Source organism: Amycolatopsis sp. NPDC049868, from assembly GCF_044461365.1.
Taxonomy (GTDB): domain Bacteria; phylum Actinomycetota; class Actinomycetes; order Mycobacteriales; family Pseudonocardiaceae; genus Amycolatopsis.
Window position 1 is genome coordinate 16304 of sequence record NZ_JBITKV010000018.1, and the last position, 24013, is coordinate 40316.

Sequence of the window (24013 nt, forward strand, 5' to 3'; positions counted from 1 at the left end):
CTTTCGCTGTGGCTCATTGCTCGCCGTCCCAGTGCACGACCACGTCCGCGCGCAGCAGCGTCCCGGTTTCGGGGTCGGCGAACTCGGCGAGTTCGACACCCGCGCGCGGCTGGCACCACTGCCCGCGTTCCGTGAGCCGCTCGTGCGCGGGACCGCGGCGCACCGCCAACCCGTTCTCACGAGGCCACTCGCGCCGGTCCGCGCGGATGCGTTCGCGCTCCTGATCGGTCGCCGGGAGATCGGGATGGCCGGTGGAATCGAGCACGACGCCGTAGGAAACCCTCGCCGCCGCCACCGTGACCACACCCGCACGCACATCCGCGGCGACCAGCTCCGGCTCACGCTCCAGCGGGTCGCCGTATCCGCCACCGCCGCCGACTCGCAGCACGACCACGTCGCCGACCCCTACCGAAAGCCCGAACTGCTTTCCCTGCAAGGGTTTCGGAGCAGCCGCGAGGTCGTCCACCCCTCGGGGGACCTCGCCCTGGTCGAATACCGCGTCCGCCTTGGCTCCGGACACCAGCGCTGAACCGCTTGTGGAGCCGGGATAGCCGCCGAAGACGCCGCACGGCGGCACCTGCCAGCACGCCGCCATGACGTGTTCCTGGCCGCCTGGCGTGTACCACGGCATGAATGCCAGATCGATGCCTGCCCCGCCCCGCGTCCGGCCCGGTCCACCCGAATTCGGATTGAGCTTGCGCCACAGGTACAGCACCGGGTAGGCGAGTTCGTTGATCTCGATGTCGGGGATGCTGTTCTGTGGCTGGGCGAGCACCCCGCTGACGTCCATGCCGTCCGCGATCGCCTGTGCGCCCGCCCCGCTGCCGCCGCCGTTCATATCGGGAAACGGCACCAACCGGCCCGCTTCGTCGGGAGCGTAGAAGAAGCTGGCGCTCCACGAGTCCTGCCACGGCGCCATCACATGGTCGCGGACGAAGGCGTTCTCGCTGCCCGCCTGAAGATCGGCGAGCAGCCTGGTGACCACCTTCCCGATCCGGAACCCGGTCTCGATGTGGCCGGCGCCCATCGGCGCGGGCATTCGCGCGTCACAGATCGTCCCGGGCCGGGTCACCACCTCGATCGGGCGCAGCGTGCCCTGATTGATCGGCAGGTCCGGCAGCAAGGTGATCAGCAGCGGGGACACGACCGCCCCCAGCGCGGTCGCGGCGCTGACGTTGATGAAGCCGTCCGTCTGCGGCGCGGACTCGGTCAAGTCGAACCGCAGCGCGTCTTCGCTGACCGTCAGTGTGCAGCGGATCGGATACAGCTCGTCGCTGTGCCCGTTGTGCTCCGCGAACTCCTCGGCGGTGTACACGCCCTTCGGCAGATCCGCGATCCGGCGCCGGACCGCGTTCTCGGCGAGGTTCTTCGCGGCTTCGATGTACCGGTGGAAGGTGTCGACACCGTACTGTCCGATGAGGACTTGCAGCCGCTCGTCGCAGCGGTGGCAGGCGGCGATGAAGCAGCGGATGTCGTTGAGCACCAGTTCCGGAACCCGGATGTTCGTCTCGACGATCCGCCACACGTCCTCGACCGGACGTCCCTGATCGACGATCTTGACGCCGGGTAGCCGCAGGGCCTCGCCGTAGACCTCGGTCGCGACCGGGTCCATCCCGCCGGGAGCGGCTCCGCCGAAGTCGTTGACATGTGCTTCCGCCCAGCACCACGCCACCAGCTGTTCGCCGAAGAAGATCGGCCGGACCACCCCGACGTCCACGGCGTGCGCGTTGCCCGTGGTGAACGGGTCGTTGCAGAGGAACATGTCCCCGGTCCGGATTTCCGACCGGGGGTACGTGGCGAGGATGTGGCGGACCGCCTGGCGGGCGGCGCCCAGATACATCGTGATGTATCCGGCGTAGCTGATGATGTCGCCATCGGCGTCCGCGATGAAGGTGGAGAAGTCGACCGCCTCCGCGATGGCGGGGCTGCCCGAGGCACGCATCATCACCACGCCCATCTCCGCGGCGACGTTGTCCAATGCCTTCGCGAGAATTTCGACGTCCACCGGATCGAGTCCGGTCGCGCTGACGGCGGTCATTCGGTTTCCTCCGCGGTTGCCCGTTCGGTGTCGGTCAGCAGGTAGTTGCCCCAGCGGTCCACGCACAGCTCCCAGCCCGCGGGGAGTGCGACGGTGGTGAGCGAATGTTCGAGCAGGGCCGGACCGGAAACCCGAGCCCCGGTCGTCAGCCGACGCGCGTCGTGGACGTCCACTTCGATCTGCCCGGCCCCGGCACGCTGAATCCGCCTGCGCCCGATCGGTTCGACCGCGCCCGCTTCCGCCGGTTCCTGCTCGGCAGGCTCGATGAGATCCGCCCTGCCGGTGGCGGTGACCCGCACCGACATCAGCACCGCCGGGGTGCCCACCCAGGCCGTGCCTTCGCCGTACTCCTGTTCGTAACGCGCCGGAAAGCCCTCCTGGATCGCGACCAGGTCCGCCTCGCCGAGGTCGGCGCGCCGGGGGATCGGTACCCGCAGTTCCCATTGCTGTCCAAGGAACTTGAAGTCGCCCTCCCAGCGCACGTCGATCCGTTCGTCCGGATGACCCGCGGCGTGCAATGCTTCGACCAGCTCCGCGTCGAGTTCTTGGAGCGCGGCGAGCACCGCGCCGGCATCGCCGCCTTGCCACATGGCCGAGCGCGTGCGAGTGCGCATGTCGTCACTGGAGAGCAGGCCGCGAGCGGAGAACACGGCCGCCTCGGCCGGGATCACGATCCGCTGGATCCCGACCGTGCGGGCGATGTCCGCGGCGAACAGGCCGAGTGCCCCGCCGAAGGCCACCATCGCGAACCGCCGCGGATCGTGCCCGCGTTCCACCGTCACGGCGCGGACGGCGTTGGCCATGTCCGCGACCACCATCCGGTGCACGGAGGCGGCGGCCTGGACCGCGTCCACCCCAAGCGGGTTCCCGAGCTCCCGCGCGATGGTCTCGCGTGCACTGGCCACATCGAGTGCCCGGCGACCATCCAGGAAGGCTTTCGAATCCAGCAATCCGAGCACCGCGGACGCATCCGTCACCGTAGGCCGTATGCCTCCCTTGCCGTAGCAGATCGGACCCGGATCCGCTCCCGCGCTGTGGGGCCCCACCTGTGGAACCCCACGTGAGTCCAGCCACGCGACGCTGCCTCCGCCGGTGCCGATCGGGAGAACGTCGATTTTGGACAGCGCCGTCAGGAACCGTTCGCCAAGCACTACCCGCCGGGTGACCTGCGGGGTGGCATCACGCAGCACCGAGACGTCGAACGAGGTTCCCCCCATGTCGGCGGTCACGATGTCCTTCAGGTCGAGCCGATCGGCCAGGGCACGTGCCCCGATCACCCCGCCTGCCGGACCGGAGTCGATCAGCGTGATCGGACGCTGTCGCGCTTCGGCCGCGCTCAGCGTGCCGCCGAAACCCTGCATGAACGCGACCGGTGCGCGCAGCCCGCGCGCGGCGAGTTCGCGCTCGATACGTTCGGTGTACTCGGCGACCCGGATCCCGGTGAACGCGTTGAGCACGGTGGTCATCGTCCGCTCGTATTCACGGATCACCGGATGGAGCCGTGACCCGACGCTCAGGAACAGCTCCGGGTGCTCGGCTTCGACGATGGACGCGAGTAACTCCTCGTGCACCGGATTCGCGAAGCCCCACAACAGAGACACGGCGATCGACTCCACCCCCGCGGCCACCAAGGCTTCGACCGCGTCACGCGCTCGCCGCGCGGTCAGCGGGACGATCACCCGTCCCTTGCGGTCGATCCGTTCCGGTACCTCGATCACGTGCTCACGGGCGACGATCTGCGGCAGGTTGAGTTGTCGGTGGTGGTCCCGGTGGGCATTGCGGGCCGAACGCGCGATGAGCAGGTTGTCCCCGAAGCCCTGGGTCGTGATCAGGCCGACCGTGGCGCCCCGCAACTCTGCGACCGCGTTGGTGACCACAGTGGTTCCGTTGACGAAGCGTGTGGTCGAGGCGAGCAGTTCGCCCAGTGGCATGCCCACGCGGGTGGCGAGATTCCCCAGCGCCGCGAGGAGTCCGGCCGCGAGGTCGTCCGGAACGGTATCAGACTTGTCCACATAGGACTGTCCAGTGGAGGCCAGTGCGACGACATCGGTGAAAGTTCCGCCGATGTCGCAGCCGATCTGGAACGTGACTTCGGAACGCAACGTCATTGTCCTTCCGTGGGGAGGCGCTCGGCCTGCGATCCACATTAGACACGACATAGTGTCGAGTCAAGCAACAATGTGTTGTCTGATTGCTCAGTGCAGGTGAGCCGCGAAATCCGCGGTGTCGAGGCAGGATTCGGGCGCTCGAATGGTTCGGACGACCGCGGAAGTTTCATCGCCCAGCGCCGGATCCGCGTAGGTGTGGAACTTTTCGACGATCGACGCAGGGGTCAGGTTCACGTTGTCGCGGCTTGTCGCCGAGAGGGTGCCGCCATCAGCGAACCGCACGGTCACACGCGCGTCCCTGCGCTCGGGAAAGGCGCGGTCGGCGGCCGGATCGACGACGACGGAGGTCCGCGCGGCCAGCCTCGCGAGCCCGGGGTCGAGCGGTCCGGTGTACCGCTCCGGCCGGAGTGCGCCGTCCGTCAGTGCGGCCGCCACCGCGAACTGCAGACTCATCTGGCGCGAGATCGGCGTCGCCAGAGCGCTTCCGTTGTCGCAGCCGGGATATCGCGCCGCGGCACCGGAGGTGTGCACCGTCGCCGCGATGACCGCGTCCTGGTCGACGCCTTGGGAGGCAAGCTGTCGGGCGGCGTCGATCGCTTCTTGCGTGAGGGCGCACGAGGGATGGGCCTTGAAGAACGTCGCTGTGACCGCCATCCGATCCAGCCGGATCCGCGGCTCGCCGACGTCGCCCTGGGCGCCACCGAATGCCTGGCGAAGGCCGATCGCTCCCTCGATCGCCGATGCGGAGCCCGTCGCACCTTCCTGTGCCAGAAGGGCGGCGACGAGCCCCGCGCGGCAGGCGTTCGCGTTCTGGAAGAAGACCTCCGTGGTCCCGTCCCGCGCCCACTGGCACACGCCGGACGACGAACTCGCCGCCATACCGAGCGCATGCGCGGTGGCGGTCTTGTTCAAGCCCAGCAAGTGGGCTGCGGCCGCCGCGGCTCCGAATGGCCCGAAGACGCTGCTGGCCCGCCACCCGCGGGCCACGAAGTCCTCGGTCAGCACCACGGTGGCGACCTGCGCGACCGCTTCGTAGCCAAGGACGATCGAGCGCAGCACGTCGAGCAGGGGAGATCGGAGCCGCTCGCCGATCGCGAGCGCCGCCGGTATCACCACGGTGCCAGGATGCACGCGGCTCTCGGCATGCGTGTCCTCGTGCAGAAGTGCGTGACAGGCAACGGAATTGGCGAACACGGTGTCCGTCAGCCCGCTTCGCTGTCCGCCGCTCGCCCAGATCGTGGCGCCGTCACCGTCGCCGGCGATCGTCCTGGCCTGTGCGGCCCAGGGCATGTTGCGGCCGCCGTATGCGCAGGCGAGGGCATCGAGCAGGCAGGTGCCTGCCTGCTCGATCACCTCGGAGGTCAGGCGCGGAGCGACGGCGGCGAGTTCCTCGGAGAGATCGGCGAGGAACACGGGTCAGACCCCTTCGGGAGACCGCTCGTTCGTCGCCACGGCGATATCCGGTGCGAGGACCCGTGGCCGCATACGCCGCACGAACAGAGCCGCCGCCATGCTCACCAGGGCTCCGAACATCAGCAACAACGCGGGAGCACGACTGTCACCGGTGATCTGCACGAGGGTCTGGCTGATGTACAGCGCGGGGCCGCCCAATAGCGCTGCCGCCAACGCGAAGCCGACTGCGAACACCGTGGCGCGCACCCGGGCCGGGAGGACCTCGACGTAGGTCGCCGGTGCGACCGAGGTGTACAGCGCGGGAAGCACTCCTAGCGAGACGGTCATCAGGATGACCGTGCCAAGGCTTGTCGCGGAGGACAAGCCGATGAAGATCGGGTAGGCGAGTACCAACGTCCCGGCGGAAAGCCCGAGGAGCATGGGCCACCGTCCCCATCGGTCCGACAGTGGGCCGCCGATCGCGACGAGCACCACTGCCACAGCGATGCTGATGACGGTCGCCAGCGTTGCCTGTGCCTGTGTGAAACCGAGCTGGATGATGTAGGACTGCGCGTAGGTGAAGGCGACGTAGTAGCCGATTTGCTGGAACGCGGCGACTCCGAAGATGAGGACGATGAGCCGCCAGTGTTTCGTGAACGACTCCTTGGCAGGCGATGACGTGACCTCGGCCTGTTGCTCCAGTGCGCGGAACTCTGGCGACTCGTCGAGCCGGGCGCGGATGTACAGGCCGACAAGCCCGAGCGGCAGCGCCAAGAGGAACGGAATCCGCCAGCCCCAGGACGCCATCGCCGCAGGGGACAGGGTCGCGCTCAACAGGAGAACGATTCCTGCGGCCAGCAACAAGCTGACCACGCTCCCGATCTGCACTCGGCTCGTCATCGCGCCTCGCCGACGCTGTGGCGTGAACTCGGCGGCATACGTCATCGCGGTGCCGTACTCGCCACCTGCGGCAAGCCCTTGCAGCAATCGGCACGCCACAAGCAAGATCGGCGCCCACACTCCGATTGAAGAGGCCGTGGGCAACAGGCCGATCGCCACGGTGGCTCCCGCCATCAGGACCAAGGTCGCCACCAGCGCGGGCTTCCGTCCCGCCCGGTCCGCGATGGAGCCGAACATCAGCGAACCGAGCGGCCGTATCACGAAGGCGACGCCGAACACCGCGAACGCGGAGAGCAGGGCGATTCCCGGCTGTGAGGCAGGGAAGAACAGCTTCGAGAGCATCACCGTCAAAAAGCCGTAGACCGCGTAGTCATAGGTCTCGACGGTGTTGCCGATCGCGGCCGCCAAGGTCACGCGTCGCATGAGCGCCGGGGGAGGGGGGACTACGCCGGGATTGGAGGAGGTCATTCGGTGCTCCCAAGTCGTCGTTGACATGACGGCGAAGGCCAGCGTGCTGAGGCACCTTCCCTGGTGACACCTCGACCGCCGACGACGGAGCGAGCCGTCCCGCACAGGGTTGCGGTACGTCCCGCCTGACCAGCGCACTCGCGACGAAGCACGGTGGCGCAAGTCTCAGGAGCAGAGTAAAGACGACACTATGTCGAGTCAAGCATCAGCATGTTGATCAAATCCTTTCGGGGATTCAGTCCTCCAAACCGAGCGCGTCGACCCACAGCCCGGTCACGACATCCAGCAGTGCCTCCCTTTCGATCGCGAAGACCTTCTGCACGATCGCGCGGAAACACAGCTGATCGAGTTGCACCATGAGCAGCTCGACACGCAGGCGCTGCTGCTCCCGTCGCTCTTCGGGAATCGTGGCGAGGTAGCCGCCCAGCTCTCCGGCCAGCTGATCGAGCTGGTCCTTCCAGCGGGTCGCGACCTCCAGATCGCTCGCCATCGCCTCGTGGATGGCCGGCAGCAGTGCCGCCTGGTCCTCCCACCAGGCCAGCGCCTTGTCGAGCCATCCGCGCACGCTCGCTGCCTTGCCCTCGGCAAGCGCCTGCCCGAGTAGCGACCAGTACTGCGCGCTCTGCTCTTCCCGGACGGTGCGGTAGACCTCGGTGAAGACCTCGGCCTTGTTCGTGAAATGCAGATAGAAAGTCGCTCTGTTGACCTTTGCCGCCTTGGCGATGTCTCCGATCGAAGCCTGCCCGTAGCCACGCTCCTCGAATGTCCGCCGCGCCGCGGTGATGATCCGCTGACGCGTCATCAGCCGCTGCTCCTCGCGTACCGAAAGCAGCTCCGTCGATTCATTCGACACCTTGTCGCCCACAGGTCGATGGTAGCGCCCGAGGACGGGCTGAGGTCTTCACCGGCCTTGGCCACGGCGGTGACCTGGTTCCTGTCGCTTACCCAGATACCGCCGGAGCAGCCGAGGCTTCGGGCATGTTCGAACGGCCGGCCGCACTCGACGCACACCTTGCCTGCGCGGAACTCGCCTTGCTCGCCGGCGCGCTGACTACCGGCGCGACGTGTTGATCACCTGTCGAGACGAGAATGGGCAGTCGGACACGTTGAGAACACCAACCCCGCGAACTCAGGCTGAGCCGTCGGCCACTACTGGTGTAGGGCCCGCGATCGGACCGACGATATCGGCGTTCTTGGCCTTGACGATCTCGTCGACCCGTATCACCCGATCGACGAGTCGCTTGCCGAGCCGGAAGCGACGCAACCACGGTGCCAGCCGCCAGAAAAGGATCTCCAACCGGTTCTCGGCGACGAAGATCTTGCGGTCGTCGAACACTTCCTCCAGGTAGCGGTCGACATGGGGGCGTAAGGCCTGCTCCCAGGCGGCCAGTGCGGCATCGAGGTCGGCAGGATGCCGCTCGAGCATGACGCCGAGAAGGTCGGCTCCGGCAAGGCCCAGCGAGACACCCATGCCGACGTAGAAGGTGACGCACCAGGCAGCGTCGCCGACGAGGACCACGCGGTCCTTCCGCCAGGCATCCATCCTCACCTGTTCGACGGAATCGAACAGGATTTCGTCGGCGGCGTCGGCCGCGTCGATGACATCGCCGAGTGTGGTGCCCAGTGGCCGTGGGCCGAAAACGGACCGGAGTCGTTCTGTGGGTGATCGACGGAACTCTGCGTCGACGTCGTCGGTGCGGTAGATCAGCGTGGCCGTCGGGTCGTGGTCGCCGTACGCGAAGATCCACATCGACCGGTCCCGTTCGATCAACGTCGCGGACTGACCGGGTTCGAGACCGGCCGGCGTGCCGTGGAACTGGAACGCGGCGAACATGTAGTCCAGGCGCCGCAAGTACTTCTCGGGCGGGCCGAACACCAGTGAGCGGACCGTCGAGCGCAGTCCATCGGCGCCGACGACCAGGTCGAATCGTTCGGTGACCGATGTACCGGCCACGGTGTCGAGCAAGGTGACGTCGGCTCCGTCCGGGCTCTGGTCGATCGCGGTGGGTGTCGTCGAGTACCGGATCTCCAAGTTGTCCGGCAGTGCGGAGAACGCCGCGTTCTCGACGTCGCCGCGCAGCAGCGTCCACGGTTCACCTGGCAGGTCCGAGAAGTCCACTCCCGGCCGACTGGAGCCATCCCGATCGATGTCGATTTTCTGCGGCTTCGCGGCACGGTCGTGGATCGCGTCGAGCATTCCGAGCCGGGCTGCGGCAGCCTTGCCAGAACCGAACAGGACAACGAAATGGCCATCGGAGCGCCGGGTCGGAGCCTTTTCGATGAGCACGGTCCGCCAGCCGGCCTCACTCAGCCGCGCAGCTGTCGCGAGGCCACTGACACCCATTCCGACGACGAGTGCTCGCTTGGCCTCGGCGCCGATCGCACTGCCCATGGCCTCCGCCTTTCCGGGAAATTCGAGAGAGCGGCGTACCGTCGCGAATCGCGTCGATGTTCCAGTGTCATCGCATCGGAACCGCGTTTCAAGGTTAATTCGGGCAGAGATTGCCGCAAAAATACTCACTCGTGCCCTTTTGGGCACGTTGGTCATAAAAAGGGACGAACTTGACGGGTTGAAATAATGACTCGAATGATTCAGTGCACAATACGCCTCAGCGAGTCGGAGAGGATTGATTCGATGGTGTCGGCGTTGCAAGATTCTGATTTTCCGGAAAATGGACACGCTGTTCGCAGGTGGTCCGAGCCCATTGCTATCGTTGGCATGGGCTCTCGTTTTCCTGGTGGCATCAAAGATTCGCAGAGTTTTTGGGATCTGCTGGTCGCCGGGGTCGACGCGATCGGCGACATACCGGCCGATCGATGGAACGCCGACGCTTTTTACGACCCCGATCCTGCTACTCCTGGTCGGATGTTCGTCCGTCAGGGTGGCTTTATTCGCTCACCTTTGGATGCTTTCGATGCGGGCTTCTTCGGCATGGCGCCGCGCGAGGCGGCAGCGTTGGACCCGCAGCAGAGGGTACTGCTCGAAGTCGCCTGGGAGGCGTTCGAGGATGCGGGTATCCCGCTGAGTTCGACCGCGTCCGCCAACGTGGGCACGTTCGTCGGTGGCTTCACCTTCGACGCGGCAAGCCTCGCTTTGACCGATTCGAATCAGCACCTGCTCGGGGTGTCCACCCCGACCGGCGTGATCATGACCATGTTGTCGGCGCGGTTGTCCTACATGTTCGACTGGCACGGACCGTGCTTCACCGTCGACACTGCGTGTTCATCGTCGCTGGTGGCCTTCCATCAGGCTTGCACCGCCCTCGACCGAGGCGAGTGCGAGCTGGCCGTGGCCGGCGGGGTGAACGTGATGTTCGCCCCCGCCGCCACGATGGCCATGGCGAAGGGCCAGTTCTTGTCACCCGACGCCCGCTGCAAATCGTTCGACCACCGCGCGAACGGGTATGTGCGTAGTGAGGGCGCAGGCATGGTCGTCCTCAAACGGCTTTCCGCGGCACAACGCGACGGTGACCGTATCCACGCGGTGGTGCGGGGCACGGCGGTGAATCACGACGGTCGGACCGCGGGTGCCGCGGTCCCCAGCGCCGAAGCGCAGGGCATGTTGATCCGGCAAGCGTGTGACGTGAGCGGTGTCCGGCCCAGCTCGATCGGATATTACGAGGGGCACGGTACGGGGACTCCGGTGGGCGATCCGATCGAGGTGGCCGCGATCGGCGGCACGCTCGACGGTTCGCCGCGCACACACTGGATCGGCTCGGTGAAATCCAACTTCGGCCACACCGAGGCGGCGGCCGGGATCGCGGGTGTGATCAAGGCGAGCCTGTGTCTGGAACGTGGTCTCATCCCGCCGAACCTGCACTTCGAAAAGCCCAATCCCAAGATCCCGTTCGACCGGTTGCCGCTGAGGGTGCCCACGGAGTTGGTCCCGTTCCCTGAGTACGACGGACCGAGGCGGGCGGGAATCAATTCGTTCGGCGCCGGCGGCACGAACGCCCATGTCATCCTCGAGCAAGCTCCCGCGATCCAGCCGCCCGAAGTGGACGTGAGCGATGGTGACGGACCACGGCTGCTGACGCTGTCGGCGCGGAGCCCGGAGGCCCTACGTGTGCTCGTCGACGACTACGCGACTCTGCTCGAACAGCCGGACACCCCCGTGCTCGCACGGGTCGCCCGCGCCGCGGCCACGCAACGTGACCACCATCCGGCACGGACGTTCGTGGTGGCCGCGGACAAGGCGGAGGCCGCGGAGCAACTGCGGCAGCTGGACATCGCGGGCCGGCGGACTGCGCGACCGCAGGTCGCCTTCGTCTACACAGGAATGGGTCCGCAGTGGTGGGGAATGGGCCGGGAGCTGTTGCTGGAAGAGCCACGCTTCGCCGAGGTCGTCGCAGCGTGCGACGCGGTTCTTGCACGGTTCGGTCTGGCGATCGGCGAAGAGCTGCTTCGCGAAGAAGATGAGTCGCGGCTGACCTCGACGTTGTATGCGCAGGTCGCCAATTTCGTGGTGCAGGCAGGGCTCACGGCGTTGTGGCGGGACTGGGGCATCGAACCGGCAGTGATCGTGGGGCACAGCGTGGGCGAGGTGGCGGCGGCGTACGCGGCCGGTGTGTACTCGCTCGAGGACGCGCTGACGGTGAGTTTCCACCGCGCGAATCTGCAGTCCCGGCTTGCGGGCCGCGGCGTCATGTCGGCGGTCGGCCTGCCTGCCGCCGAGGTGGGCCCCTATCTGGTCGACGGCGTCACGGTGGCCGCGATCAACAGCGCGTCCGCGACCACTTTGGCCGGCGACCGGGATGCCATGGACGTGGTGTCCGAGCAGTTGAAGGCCGCGGGCGTGCCCGTTACGGCGCTGCGGGTCGAGGTGGCGTACCACAGTCATCAGATGGACGAAATCCAGGAACCGCTGCTCGCCGCGTTACGGGACATCCAGCCGCGCAAAGCCGGGATCACCCTGTTGTCGACCGTGACCGGCCGCAGGGTGGACGGCTCCGAACTCGACGCCGGGTACTGGTGGCGGAATGTACGCCAGGTCGTGCGGTTCGCCGACGCGGTGCGGCACCTGCTCGGACATGCGCCAGGGGCGGTGCTGGAGGTCGGACCGCATCCGGTGCTGGCCACAGCGATCGACGAGGCCCTGAGCGAACGCGGTACCGAGGTGGTGCGGCTGGCGTCACTGCGGAGGGACCGGCCGCAGCGTCGGCACCTGCTGGAAACACTCGGCTCGCTGTACGCGGCGGGAGTCGATCCCGACTGGGAGCGAGTCCATCCCGGCCGCCGGGAACACATCGACCTGCCGCTGTACCCGTGGCAGCGGGAACAGCACTGGGTCGAGTCGACGACGTCCCGGCAGGCACGCCTGGGGGCTGACGGCCTGGCACTGGGTGGGCGGACCGTCCGCGCGGCCACACCGATCCGGGATGTCGACTTGTCTCCGGTCGAGCTTCCCTACCTCGTCGACCACAAGATCGGCGAGGAACTGATTTTCCCTGGAGCCGGATACGTCGAGACCGCGTTGGCGATGTTCCCGGACGACGATCCGTGCTTCTTCGACGATATCGTCTTCCACCGCCCCCTCGTGATCACGCCGTCTTCGGTCACCACCCTGCGGGCCGGTTACGATCCCGCGCGGAGGCAGGTGACGCTGCACAGCCTTACGAAGCCGGATGAGCCCGACTGGACATTGCACGCCGAGCTGCACCGGACATACCTCGCCGGAGCTCAGCGGCCGGCCCCTCGCATGGAGTCCCTCGCTGAGCTGACGCGGTCGTTGCCGGAAGTCGGCCGTGACGAGCTGTACCAGCGCCTGGGCGTGGGCAATCTCAACTACGGGCCATCCTTCCGTGCCGTTGACCGGCTGTGGTTCCGGGCAGAGACCGGAGAGGTGTTCGCCGAGATCGACCTCGGCACCGTCAGCCGGGAGGGCCACCGCCTCCATCCGGTACACCTGGATGCCGCCCTGCAGTCGGTGTTCGCGGGTGGCCTCCTGCTCGGCGGGGAAGCCGCGGACGGCACCTATGTGCCTGCCGGAATCGCCGAATTCCGGTTCTTCCGCTCACCGGGCCGGCGGCTGTGGGCGCACGGGCGCGACCGGCACAGTGACGTGCCAGGACACTACGACTGCGACATCACCCTCATCACGGATGGCGGCGAGGTGGTCGCGGAGGTGATCGGTCTGCGTGCCCAGCGACTCGCCGAGGACAGCGCCGTGATCGCGGCCCATTCCCAGGACCTCTACTACGAGCACGCCTGGCACCCCGAACCGCTCGACCACGCCGTCGATGCCGAAGGTTCGTGGATTCTCGTCGGCTCGTCGCTCATCACGACGGAACTGGAGAAACGAATCGTCGCGTCGAACGGGACGGTCGTATGCGCGGATCCGACCGAGGAAAATTGGCTGGAAGGTGTCACCGCGGCCATCGCGGGCGACTCGACCCCGACCCGCGTGGTCCACGTCGCTGAGACCACGACCAGCGCCACAGGCGCACCCGCGTGCGCACCTGCCGCGGATCCACTAACGCTGATGCAGGCCCTGCCGGACACCGGAATACGGCTTTTCCTGGTGACCACCGGAACGCAGAGCGTCTCCGCCACCGACGCTGTGACAGACCCGTTCGCAGCCGCCATCTGGGGGTTCGGCCGGGTCGTCAACGCCGAACGACCGGAGTTGAGCTGCCGGCTCATCGATCTCGAGCCGAATACGGGGCGATCCGATGACCAACTGCTCGACGGGCTGCTGGCCGAACTGACACACGACGGGCAGGACGAAGTTGCGCTGCGCCGCGGCATCCGTTACGTCCGCCGGATCGAACCCGCCGGCGACCTGTCCCCGCTGCACCAGGTGCGCACCCGGACCGATGTCACTCCGGTAAGTCTTGGTGTCGTCCGGACCACTGCCGACAACCTTCGGTTCACCGCGACCGCCAGGCGGACGCCGGGCCCGACCGAAGTCGAGGTCGAGGTCGCCTACACCGGCGTCAACTTCAAAGACGTGCTGAGGGTGACCGGTCTGCTCACACCGCAGGCGATGGAAGGAAGTCACTCGCGTGGGGCATTGGGGCTGGAGTGCTCGGGAACCATCGTCCGGGCCGGGCGAGAGGTGGCGGACCTGCGGCCTGGCGACGACGTGATCGTGCACAGTCGCGACCTGTTCGCTTCCTATGTCACGGTCGACGCCGTCCGGGTGGTCAAGAAACCCGTCGCGCTGTCCCCGGCTCAAGCCGCCTCGCTGCTCCCAGTCGTTACGGCGCATCAGTCATTGGTGCGACTTGCCGGTGTACGTGCCGGAGACCGGGTCCTGGTCCACTCGGCAGCTGGTGGCGTCGGGCTGGCCGCGGTCCGCATCGCGACCGCGCTCGGGGCCGAGGTCTACGCCACCGCGGGCAGCAGGCAGCGGCGAGAGTACTTGCGCGAGGCGGGTGTGGCCTACGTGGCGGATTCCAGGTCCACGACATTCGCCGACGAAATCCTCGAATGGACCGGCGGTGAAGGCGTCGACGTCATCCTCGACTCGCTGCCCACCGACATGATCCACCACAGTCTCAGGGTGCTGCGCACGTTCGGGCGGTTCGTCGAGTTGGGCAAGCTCGACGCCGGTGCCGACTCCGCCGTGCGGCTGGCCTCCGCCAAGAAGGCGATGGCCTTCTACTCCTTCGATTACGACCAGATGAGGTTGCTGGACCCGGCAAAAGTCCGCGAGTGCATGCGGGAGGCGGCAGACCTCTTGGAGAAAGGTGTCATCGACCCGCTGCCGGTCACCGAGGTACCCGCCGAGAAGGTCGACAAGGGGTTCATGACGATGGGCGGGCCCGATCACCTCGGCAAGGTCGTGGTCCACATCGCCGGCGAACCGGTCACCGTTCCGGCGTCCTCGCTCCCGGAGACGCCGATCCGGCGCGATGCCACCTACATCGTCACCGGTGGACTCGGCGGACTGGGACGGACGGTGGCCCGATTGCTGGCGGCCCGGGGCGCCCGGCATCTCGTGCTCGTAAGCCGCCACGGCGTGACAACGGCGGAGGCCGAGCGCATGGTGGCCGAGCTGACCGCGCAAGGTACCGAGGTCCGGGTCGAGAAGGCTGACGTGGCAGACCGGGATCAGGTCGCCGCGCTCCTGACTCGCATTCGAGGGCAACTGCCGGCGATCTCGGGCATCGTCCATGCCGCGGCCGACTTCGACGATGTCGTTCTCTCGGACACCGACGCGGCGCGCTTGGTCAAAGCGACCCGGCCGAAGGCGGACGGCGCCTGGAACCTGCACCTGGAGACCCAGGCGGACACCCTCGACTTCTTCGTGCTCTTCTCGTCGGTAGGCGCACAACTCGGCTCAGCCGCGCTAGGTGCCTACGCGACCGCGAACGAGTTCCTCGACGCCCTCGCACGCTTCCGGCGCGTCAATGGATTGACCGCCACCAGCATCGGCTGGGGGTTGATCGACGAAGTGGGAGTGGCCGTCAAGGGCAAAGGCGAGGTCGGTACCTTCCTCCGCCGCAACGGTCACGTCGGGATATCGCCCGCGCGGTTCGCCGCCGAACTGGACACGCTGCTGCGGACCCGGCCCGTGGAGGCCACTGTGGCCGACATGGACTGGCCGCGCTGGGCGAGGTCCAATCCCCAGCTCGCCTCCTTGCCCCGCGTCCGCTCCATCGTGCCTTCAGGCGCCTTGGACGGCGGAGACGCGTCATCCGGAGGGCTGCGTCTTCAGAACATCAGTCCTGAAGAACGGACCACCCTGCTGCCCACTCTCTTGGCTCCCCTCCTGCAGCAATCGACGGGGCTGACCGAAGGCCAGCTCGATGACGACCAACCTGTCGACGTCGATTCGTTGACCGCTGTCGGGTTGCGTGTCTTGGTGCAGAAGGAACTCGGTGTGTCGATCCCGGCGGTCAAGCTGCAACGAGATCTGACCATGAGCGGGCTGGTCGGTCTGCTCGTCGATGAGCTCGACCGCGCACCTGCCGAGACGTTCGAGCCGACCAGGGACCTCGCAGTCCATGAATTCGTGTCGGGTGACGGCCTGACCGTCTACGGTCACCTCAGCCTGCCTCCCGGACCGGGACCGCATCCAGCCGTGGTGGTGTGCACTTCGGGACAAGGCGGGGCCTTGAACGCCGACGGCGATTATGTCCAGGTGGGCGAACACCGCCCACTGCAAGCGGCGGGGTTCGCGGTCTTCACCGTCGACCATCGAGGTACCCCCGGGCACGGTATCGACTTCGACGCTCTGGCGGAAATGGGCGGACGGGAGGTCGATGATGTGATCGCGGCGGCGAGCTACCTGAGTGGCCTTCCCGAGATCGACGACGCACGGGTGAGCATCTTGGGAACCAGCCGGGGCGGGTACACCGCCTTGTCGGCGCTCGGGCGAGAGCCATCCCGTTGGCACCGCGCAATCCTGCTCATGGGCCTGTACGACCCGGCGTTGCTGGTGGCGGCCGAGCGGACCGAACCGGGTTCGTTCCTCCCCGCCCGTCCCGAATTCGGGCCGGAGGAAGTTGCGGCTTACTTCGCCGCCCCGGAACGGCGACCTATGACTTCGCTCAGCAAGGTCACCGCGCCCATGCTCGTGGTGCATGGCGATGCCGACGAGATCATTCCCGTCGAGCAGTCGCGCGAACTCGTCGCCAAGGCGCAGGCGTGCGGCCTGCCCGCGCGTTTGGTCACCCTGCCGGGGCTCACGCACGACAGCGGGTACGCCGCTGACGACTGGGACGAGCTTTGGCCCGAAGTCGGCGATTTCCTCCAAGAAGACGACTGACCGGACTCGACGCAGTGTGTGCTGCCGATCCCGCTCGATACGTGCCGATCAGCTCAAGGAAGTGAACATGTCCGACAGTTATGCGATGCCGCGCAACGTGGCCGAGAGCGAACGGCTCCAGTTGCAGGCGAAGATCATGGGCCCGCACAGCGCCCACCTGTTCCGCTTGGCCGGCATCGTTCCGGGAATGCGGATACTCGACGTCGGCTGCGGCACGGGTGACGTCAGCATGTTGCTCGCTGAGCTGGTCGGCCCCACCGGTTCGGTGATCGGCGTCGACGTCGATCCGGGCGTCCTTGAAGTGGCCAAGTCCCGCGCGCACGAAGGTGAACTGACCAACTTGTCGTTCGTTCAGGCGGATCTGAGCAATCTGCGGCTGGACGAACCGATCGACGCGCTGGTCGGCCGCCTGATTCTGATGCACCTGCCAGAACCGGCCGCGACCGTGCGGGAGCTGAGCCGCCACGTCCGGCCTGGAGGCGTCGTATCCTTTCAGGACTACAACGTTTCCCGTTGCCGATCGGTGCCGCCAACTCCGTTGATCACCAAAAATACGCGTTGGGTCATCGATGCGATGCGGGCAGGCGGCATCAATCCGGACATGGGCGAGCAGCTCGTGTCCACCCTGTTCGAAGCTGGTCTCGATGTGCGGGGCGTGGCTGCCGCCGAACCCGCCGGGGTGGCCGATTCGCTCGTTCCCGATTTCCTGGCGGCCACAGCCCGCAGTCTCCTGCCGCTGGCGCTCGCGCACGGCGTGGTCACCGAAGCCGAGGTGGCCATCGACGGCATGGCCGGCCAGGTGGCCGACGAGCTCAGGGCGGCGAGAGCGACGGCTTGGACAGCCGAGCTGGTCGGGGCCTGGGCCCAGGTGTCCTAGATTTCTCGCGGTTGCCGGCCGCTGTCTTCGCCGCGCCGTTTCCGTGGTGTCGCGGTGGGCGCGCTGACCAGCGCGACTGGCGATGTCGCGGGTCGTGTGCGGTCCACTACAGTGGGGAGTTGAAGGTTCGTGTTCGTTCCCAAGGGGGTTGTCCCGATGCCGTCGAATTCAGTGTATGGGGCGCCGAGCTCGGTTCCGGTCGGAGTGGACCCGACCAGGGCGAGTATCGCTCGGGTGTATGACGCGGCGTTGGGCGGCAAGGACAATTACGAGATCGACCGCGAGGTGCTGCGTCAAGTCGCCACGAAGGCGCCTGAAGTCCGGGATCTGGCCTGGTCGAACCGGAACTTCCTGACCCGTGCGGTCCGGTTCCTGGCCCAGCAGGGCCGTATCACCCAGTTCCTCGATTGTGGTTCCGGGCTGCCGACGGCGGAGAACACCCATCAGATCGTGCATCGTGTCGCCCCGGACGCCACGGTGGTCTACATCGACAACGACCCGGTCGTGCTCGCGCACGGCCGGGCCATTCTCGAGAACGACCCGCACACCCACTTCGTCGCCGAAGACATCTTCGAACCCGGCAAGTTACTGGCCAACGAGGAGATCCGCGAGCACATCGATTTCGACCGCCCACTGGCTCTGCTGCAGGTGGGCACCCTGCACCACTACACCGCCGATAACGGCGCCGACCTCATGCGCGAATACATCGAGGCCCTTCCGTCTGGCTCGTTCGTGGTGATCGCCCACTTCTTCGACCCGGAAACCCCGGGCCTGAGCGAGCTGGCCCAGAAGATGGAAGAGCTGTTCATTCACAGCCCCATGGGGTCCGGCCGGTTCCGCACCGCGAGGCAAATCCTTTCCTTCGTCGACGGCCTCGAGATCATGCCACCGGGCCCCGGCAAGGCGCCGGGTTTGGAGCTGTGCGACTACTGGTGGCCGGACGGCCCGAAACTGACCCCGCTCAACCAGGTCGAGCGGTGCATCGGCGCCGTCGTCGCCCGTAAACCCTAGTCGGGGCAGCCCTGGGCCGAGGGGTTCGCCTACTGCTGAGTCGCCTCCCGTACGGATGCGAGCAGCTTCTCGTGCAGCCGCACCAGTGTGTCCCGCTCATCCTGTGTGAGGCCGCTGGTGAGGCGTTGCAGATGCTGCCAATGCTGCGGCAGTTGGGTTTCGAGGGAACCGTCGCCATCCTCACCGACGAGTGCGATCTGCCGTACGAGTGTCCGCCGTTGACCAAAGAGTACCTCTCGGGCGACAAGAGGGACCTCGCGCGGACTCTGATCCGTCCACCGGAATTCTGGCCGGAGCGGGCGATCGACGTCATCCGACAGATCCGGGTCTCCCGGGTTGATCCGGTGCGCAAGCTCGTGATGACGACCGGTGGCCGCGCTGTCGAGTACGGCTCGCTGATATGGGCAGCCGGAGGGCGCGCGCGTCGACTGTCGTGTCTCGGGGCGGAGGCGAGCAACCTGTTCTGTGTTCGCGGTCGCGGTGACGCGGACGCCGTCGTCGCGCGTTGAGCGAAGTCGAGAACGTGACGGTCGGCGGCGGCGGATACATCGGGCTCGAGGCCGCCGCCGTGCTGAACTCGCTCGGTAAGTCCGTCGTGGTCCTCGAAGCAGCCGACCGCGTCCTGGCCCGCGTCGCCGGGGAAGAACTCTCCTCGTTCTATCAGGCGGAACACCGCTCCCGCGGGGTGGATGTCCGCACCGACGTCGAGTTGGCGGGCCCCGACTTCGACAACGGACGGGCTGTCGCGGCCCAGCTGCGCGGCGGCGAGCGTATCGCCACCGACATGGTGATCGTGGGCATAGGGATGGTTCCTGAAACAGCCCCGTTGACGGCGGCCGGCGTGCGCGGGTCGAACGGGGTCGACGTCGACGAGTACTGCCGGACGACGCTGCTAGACGTGTACGCGATCGAAGATTGTGCCGCCCACGTCAGCAAGTTCGCCGACGGCGCGCGGATTCGACTGGAATCGGTGCAGAACGCCAACGACCAGGCCAAGACGGTGGCGGCACACATCGCCGGTGAGCCGACACCTTATGCGGAGATCCCGTGGTTCTGGTCGCACCAGTACGACTTGAAGCTGCAGACCGTCGGGTTGTCGGCCGGTCATGACCAGACGATTGTCCGGGGGGCGTCACGTCGATTCTCGGTGCTCTACCTGAAGGAGCGCAGGCTTGTCGCACTGGACTGTGTGAACTCGATCAAGGACTACGTCCAGGGGCGGGTGCACGTGATGTCCGGGGCCGTGCTCGACCAAGCGCAGCTCGCGTCGAGTGAGATCGCGCTCAAACATGTCGCCGAGCAAACCAGCGGCTCGCCTGTATGACCATCGGGCGCGACGCGAGGGCGCCCAGCGGTGCTCGCCATGCGCGCGGACGACGGGCTCCGAGCTGCGTGGGTCCTCGCAACGTCTCGCATGACGGCGTGACCGCCTTCCCGAGTTGCTTCCTTCGCTTGAGATCGCTCGGCCGGGCAGCATCCTCACATCAGGTACGCCCCTGAGGTGCTCCCCGTCAATGTCAATGCGCTCAAGCATTTCTCGGCGCTCCTCCTGTCCGTTGATCAATAGATCGATTCTGTTGGCCTTCATCTTGCACTCGGTCGAGGCCTTTGTTGACCTCTCGGAGATACTTCAATTCCTGCTGGATTGCGCTCAGATGCGCAGCACGGTGTCCAGTGAGCGTTCCGCGAGCGCTGCCACGAGCCCCAGGGCGGCCCGTCGTAGCGGAACAGAACAGCCCACCCGAGAAGGTGGCGTTCCCGCCCACGTCCTCGCTGCCGCCCTTCACCAGCAACGTCACAGCGGCTCCGGCCTCCCGGGCGGAGATCGCGGCGGCGAGCCAGGTCAGGCCGGCTCCGGCGACGACAACGTTCGGCATGGGTCCTCCTTGACCTGTCGTCGTTCAGTTCCCGGTGAGATCGCGCCGGTTCCACGCGAAGTCGAACGGCTTTGCCAACTGGCCGCCGCGCGGCGCCGGCCCGGTCTGCCTGACGAACCCCTTGCACGGGACGCCGACTTCGGTCGCAAGCCAATTCGCCGTGTCGATGAGGCGGGACAGATCGATTCCGGTGTGGACTCCGGATAGTTCGAGGAGCTGGACGGCGTCCTCGGTGCAGACGCCGCCGCCCTGGGCACCTGGCATCGCGGGATGACCGCCACTGCCCGCGAGCGCGGTGTCGATGGTGCCGACGCCGAGGTCGAGCAGGGTGAGCAGGGCAGCAAGGCCCATGCCACGCGCGTCGTGGATCTGGACGGTGATGTTCTCGGCCGGCACGTGGCCACGGGCTGTGGCGACGAGGTCACGGATCTGCCGCGGCGCTGCGTAACCGGATGAGTCGGCGAGGATCCAGTGGTCTACCCCGATGTCGAGTAGCTTTCTGGCGAGTGGTTCGAAATCGTCGCCACCGCGCGCGGGTCCGGTGGGGCCGCCCCAAGCGAAGATCACGTAGGTGCCGAGCACGATGTCACGGTCCGCGGCGTAGGCAGCCATCCGTTCGAGCTCGGCGAGAGAGTCCGCCGTGGACCGTCCGATGTTGGCGCGGGCGAAGTCCTCGTCGGCCGACAACAGGAACGACGCGGTGTCGGCGCCGGCGTCGACGGCCCTGGCCAGGCCGCGCGTGTTGCCGACGCAGCAGCTGAGGCTCAGTCCCGGCACGCGGGGAACGCGCGCGAACACGTCCTCGGCGTCGGCGAGTCCCGGGATCAGGTCGGGCCGGACGAACGACGACAGCTCGAACGCGCGCAGGCCGGCATCGACGAGGCGTCGCACCAGTTCGATCTTGACATCGGTCGGAACGGGGTGGGCCTGGAACGTCAGGCGTGGCGCGATCTCGCGGATGCGCACATCGACAGTCATCGTGGTGTCCTCATCAGGCATGGCGGGTAGGGGTGAATCCTGCGGCGTGCGCGTCCCAGGCGTCCTGGCGGCCGTGGTCCCGGAGGTCGGTCTTGCGCACCTTGCCGGTCGGGGTCGCGGGCAGCTCGTCTACCACGCGGTAGTAGCGAGGCACCATGAAGTGCGGCATGGACCGGTCGCAGTGCGCGAACAGGTCCGCGAAGTCCACGTGCCATCCTGGCTCCACCTGCAGCACGGCGAGCACCTCGTCCTCTCCCAGCTCCGACGGCGTGGCGACGGCGGCCGCCGCGACTACGCCGGGATAAGCCAGCAGCACCGATTCGACCTCGTGGGAGGAGATGTTCTCGCCGCGGCGGCGCAGCGCGTCCTTCTTCCGGTCGACGAAGTAGAAGTACCCGTCCTCGTCGGTGTAGCCGAGATCCCCGGTGTGCCACCACAGATCGCGCATCGTGGCGAGGGTTGCCTGCGCGTCGCGGTGATAACCGGAGAACATGACGTCCGGCTCACGCGGCCGGTACACGATCTCCCCGGCCTGCCCCGGCGCCACGCGCCTGCCGGAGTCGTCGTGGACCTCGAGGATGGACGTTTCCGAGGGCAGTCCGATCGAACCGACTTTGCGTGCACCCAGCGGGTTGTACAGCACGTTCTTGATCTCGGTGAGTCCGTAGCCCTCGACGATGTGCACCCCGAACCGGTCCTCGAAGGGAAACAAAACCTGCGGGGGCGCCGGCGCGGCGAACACGCGCCGCACCTGGTGGTCGCGATCGGAGCCGGACGGTGGCTGAGCGAGCAGCGCCGGGAGGATCGAACCCAGCGCGTTGAACTGGGTCACGCGGTGTGCACGCAGCTCGTCCCAGAACCGGCTGGCGGAGAACCGGCGGCCCAGCACGACGGTCGCGCCGGCGTAAAGGCCATGCAGGGTGATGTTGACCTGGGCGGCGCCGTGGAACAGTGGCAGGCACGTGTAGAGCCGCTCGTCGGAAGCGGTACCCATCTGCATGGCGCACTCCCGGGCGGCGACGACTTGCATCCGGTTCGGGTACACGACTCCCTTGCTGCGGCCGGTGGTGCCGGAGGTGAGCATGATGGCCACCGGATCGGCCGGCCCGAGGAGGGGTAGCTCGCGCTCCGGGTCACCGGCCGCGAGCAGTGCACGCCAGGTAAGTACCCGGACTCCCGGCGGGATACGGCCGGGCACGGCGTCGTCGAGCAGAACCACCGTGGTCAGCGTGGCCGGTGGCTCGGCGAGCGCGACGACGAGGTCGAGCAGGGCGGACTCGGTGACGAGGATTCGCACGTCGGTGCTGCGCAGAGCGTGGTCGAGGAACTGCCCTTTGTAGGCTGTGTTGACGGGTACCTCGACCAGCCCGGCGCGGGCGGCGCCGAACCAGGTGAGCACGTACTCGGCGCGATTGGGCAGCAGGATGCCGATCGAGTCGCCGCGCTCGGCGCCAGTGGCGAGCAGGCCGCGGGCCACGTCGGACACGGCACGGTCCAGCTCGCCGTAGGTCAGCTCGGAGCCGTCGACCACCAAGGCCGGTTTCCCCGGGTGCTCCGCGGCTCGCGCGGCGATCAGCCCGCTGACGGTCTCCTCCGCGAGGTTCCGCGGCTGCGCCAGTGTTTCGGTCACGCCAGCTCCTTCTTCGCCCGGGCCAGGAAGCTTTCCAGTGCCGGGTCCCACGCCGCCTCCGCGCCGGTGGTCACCAGGAACGTGTCGACGCCGAGGTCACGGTAGGTGCCCAGCGTGTTCAGGATGCGCTCCTCGGTGCCGACCAGCGCTTGCGAGTTGGCGAAACCGCCGAGCAACTTGGTCAGGCCGCTCCAGAAGCAATCGTCGTGCAGCTCCTCGTCGGTCAGCGCGAGGGCCCGCCGGCGGCCCACCGAGGTATCGGTTGACGACGAGCGCAGGAACTTGCCGCTGCTCTCGCCGATCTGCCGCTCCGCCGAGCGTGCTTGAGCCCAGGCGTCGTCGTCGGTGTCGCCGACGAACAGGCGCAGGCTCAGCGAGAACCGCATCGTGCGGTCGTAGCCCTCGGCGGCAGCCATGACCCGCTGGATGCGCTCCTTGGTGCCCGCGAACGGTTCGCCCCACAGCATGTACAGGTCCGCGTGGCGCGCGCCGAAGTCCACCGCGTCCGCGCTCTCGCCGCCCATGAAGATCGGTACCTGGCCCTGCTGGGGCTTGGTCAGGATCTTCACTGCCTCGGCGGCGTAGTAGGCGCCGTGGTGGTCGAACGGCTCCGGTGAGGTCCAAGTGCGGCGCACGATGTCGAGGTACTCGATCGCCCGTCGGTAGCGCTCCGCTTTCGGCAGGTCGTCGGACTCGCGACGCAGGTCCTTCTCGGACCCGCCGACGACCACGTTGATGGCGAGCCGGCCACGGGCCAGCACGTCGAGCGTGGCGAAGTAGCGGGCAGCGGCCACCGGGGACATGACTCCCGGCCGGTGCGCGATGATCGGCGAGAACTTCTCCGTCAGCGCCAGAGCGAACGGCGCGGTCGCGTGGTTGTGCGGCCAGGTCGAGGAGTACCCGACCAGAACGCGATCGATCACCTCGGACCGATCCAGTTCGCGGACTCGCTCGATCAGCTTCTCCGGGTCGGTCTCGCCGGTTTCGAGGGGCTGGAGCCCCGTGAAGAACTCGACCAT

Annotated in this window: 15 protein-coding genes; 5 read left to right on the plus strand and 10 right to left on the minus strand. The window is 67.3% G+C overall.

Annotation, left to right across the window (positions count from 1 at the left end):
- Positions 1-13: 13 nt before the first annotated feature.
- The 6 genes from ACIBTM_RS41530 to ACIBTM_RS41555 all read right to left on the minus strand — a co-directional run bounded on the left by ACIBTM_RS41530 (position 14) and on the right by ACIBTM_RS41555 (position 9454).
- Positions 14-2038, minus strand: a complete 2025-nt coding sequence (locus tag ACIBTM_RS41530; protein WP_395882624.1) for a hydantoinase B/oxoprolinase family protein — start codon at positions 2036-2038, stop codon at positions 14-16.
- Positions 2035-4146, minus strand: a complete 2112-nt coding sequence (locus ACIBTM_RS41535; protein WP_395882625.1) for a hydantoinase/oxoprolinase family protein — start codon at positions 4144-4146, stop codon at positions 2035-2037. The genes ACIBTM_RS41530 and ACIBTM_RS41535 overlap by 4 nt, the downstream gene beginning before the upstream one ends.
- An 87-nt stretch (positions 4147-4233) precedes the next feature.
- The gene (locus tag ACIBTM_RS41540; protein WP_395882626.1) at positions 4234-5559 is read right to left on the minus strand and encodes an MmgE/PrpD family protein; all 1326 of its coding nucleotides are present in this window, start codon (positions 5557-5559) and stop codon (positions 4234-4236) included.
- Positions 5560-5562: 3 nt separating this feature from the next.
- The gene (locus ACIBTM_RS41545) at positions 5563-6861 is read right to left on the minus strand and encodes an MFS transporter (RefSeq protein ID WP_395882627.1); all 1299 of its coding nucleotides are present in this window, start codon (positions 6859-6861) and stop codon (positions 5563-5565) included.
- 280 nt (positions 6862-7141) lie between these two features.
- Positions 7142-7771, minus strand: coding sequence for a TetR/AcrR family transcriptional regulator (locus ACIBTM_RS41550; RefSeq protein ID WP_395882628.1), 630 nt, complete (start codon positions 7769-7771; stop codon positions 7142-7144).
- A 264-nt stretch (positions 7772-8035) separates the two neighbouring features.
- Positions 8036-9454, minus strand: coding sequence for an FAD-dependent monooxygenase (locus tag ACIBTM_RS41555; protein ID WP_395882629.1), 1419 nt, complete (start codon positions 9452-9454; stop codon positions 8036-8038).
- A gap of 87 nt (positions 9455-9541) precedes the next feature.
- On the opposite strand from ACIBTM_RS41555, the gene ACIBTM_RS41560 reads away from it, so the two are divergent.
- The 5 genes from ACIBTM_RS41560 to ACIBTM_RS41580 all read left to right on the plus strand — a co-directional run bounded on the left by ACIBTM_RS41560 (position 9542) and on the right by ACIBTM_RS41580 (position 19833).
- Complete coding sequence (locus tag ACIBTM_RS41560; RefSeq protein WP_395882630.1) at positions 9542-16621, plus strand: SDR family NAD(P)-dependent oxidoreductase; 7080 nt, start codon at positions 9542-9544, stop codon at positions 16619-16621.
- A 67-nt stretch (positions 16622-16688) separates the two neighbouring features.
- Entirely contained in the window at positions 16689-17498 is an 810-nt protein-coding gene (locus ACIBTM_RS41565) for a class I SAM-dependent methyltransferase (RefSeq protein WP_395882631.1), read from the plus strand.
- Positions 17499-17654: 156 nt separating this feature from the next.
- Positions 17655-18509: an SAM-dependent methyltransferase gene (locus tag ACIBTM_RS41570; RefSeq protein WP_395882632.1), complete on the plus strand. Its 855-nt coding sequence runs from the start codon at positions 17655-17657 to the stop codon at positions 18507-18509.
- Between the two features lie 71 nt (positions 18510-18580).
- Positions 18581-19018, plus strand: coding sequence for a hypothetical protein (locus tag ACIBTM_RS41575; protein ID WP_395882633.1), 438 nt, complete (start codon positions 18581-18583; stop codon positions 19016-19018).
- Positions 19019-19032: 14 nt separating this feature from the next.
- Positions 19033-19833, plus strand: coding sequence for an NAD(P)/FAD-dependent oxidoreductase (locus ACIBTM_RS41580; RefSeq protein ID WP_395882634.1), 801 nt, complete (start codon positions 19033-19035; stop codon positions 19831-19833).
- 202 nt (positions 19834-20035) lie between these two features.
- On the opposite strand, the gene ACIBTM_RS41585 is transcribed toward ACIBTM_RS41580, so the two are convergent.
- Genes ACIBTM_RS41585 through ACIBTM_RS41600 form a run of 4 tightly spaced genes read right to left on the minus strand, consistent with a single transcriptional unit; the run spans position 20036 to position 24013 of the window.
- A complete protein-coding gene (locus ACIBTM_RS41585; protein ID WP_395882635.1) occupies positions 20036-20386 on the minus strand; it encodes a hypothetical protein in 351 nt (116 codons plus the stop codon).
- 24 nt (positions 20387-20410) lie between these two features.
- Positions 20411-21364 (minus strand): pyruvate carboxyltransferase, encoded by a 954-nt coding sequence (locus tag ACIBTM_RS41590; protein WP_395882636.1) that lies wholly within the window; start codon positions 21362-21364, stop codon positions 20411-20413.
- Positions 21365-21377: 13 nt separating this feature from the next.
- Positions 21378-22994, minus strand: a complete 1617-nt coding sequence (locus ACIBTM_RS41595; protein WP_395882637.1) for an AMP-binding protein — start codon at positions 22992-22994, stop codon at positions 21378-21380.
- Complete coding sequence (locus ACIBTM_RS41600; protein ID WP_395882638.1) at positions 22991-24013, minus strand: LLM class flavin-dependent oxidoreductase; 1023 nt, start codon at positions 24011-24013, stop codon at positions 22991-22993. Before ACIBTM_RS41600 ends, ACIBTM_RS41595 begins: the two co-directional genes overlap by 4 nt.